This is a genomic window from Xenorhabdus indica, from assembly GCF_014467235.1.
Classification (GTDB): domain Bacteria; phylum Pseudomonadota; class Gammaproteobacteria; order Enterobacterales; family Enterobacteriaceae; genus Xenorhabdus; species Xenorhabdus indica.
The window spans coordinates 1-611 of the sequence record NZ_NKHP01000112.1; the positions used below are offsets into that span (position 1 = coordinate 1).

Consider the following 611-nt stretch of genomic DNA (forward strand, 5'->3'; position numbering starts at 1 on the left):
TCCATATCGATATCAATATATTCCAGGGTGGTTGCCAGACTACGATGACCCAGCAAACACCTGACCAGCTGCAAATTACGATCCGGTGCTTTCATCAGCTCAGTGGCCAGTGTATGACGAAAACGGTGAGGGGAAACGGCAAAACCACACTCTTTCGACAACCGGTTGAAGAACGAACGGATATGCTGCCTTTCTTTATCGTGATCATACCGGTAACGGCTCATCCGTCCATGAGCGTGCAAATCCAGACGACTTAAATCAAACAGCGGATAATCGTTTTTCGCCCCGCAGGCTTTTGCCTGTTCAACCAGTTTCGCCAAGCGGGGTTTAAGCTGCCGGATCATCGGTATCCGCCATTCACTGTGGTTTTTACTCCCTTCGACCCGCAGAACAATATAATTGCTGTCCAGATTGATATCCCGTAGCCGCAGGTGCAATAGCTGATTCTGGCGCATCCCCGTTAACCGGAACGTATCCAGTACCGTCAGCCAATAGCCGGTCGGGTACAACGCACAGCGGCCTCCCCGGGGAATTACCTGCCTGCGCTCTTCTTCCTCATACTGTCCCATCAGCAAATAGAGGCGGGTTATCTGGGATTTACTCAGAATTTT

At 50.7% G+C, this 611-nt stretch carries 1 protein-coding gene; it reads right to left on the reverse strand.

Annotated features, from left to right (window positions below; translation table 11 throughout):
- A partial coding sequence (locus Xind_RS19725; protein ID WP_187650966.1) for a site-specific integrase occupies window positions 1–611 on the reverse strand: 611 nt, incomplete at both ends.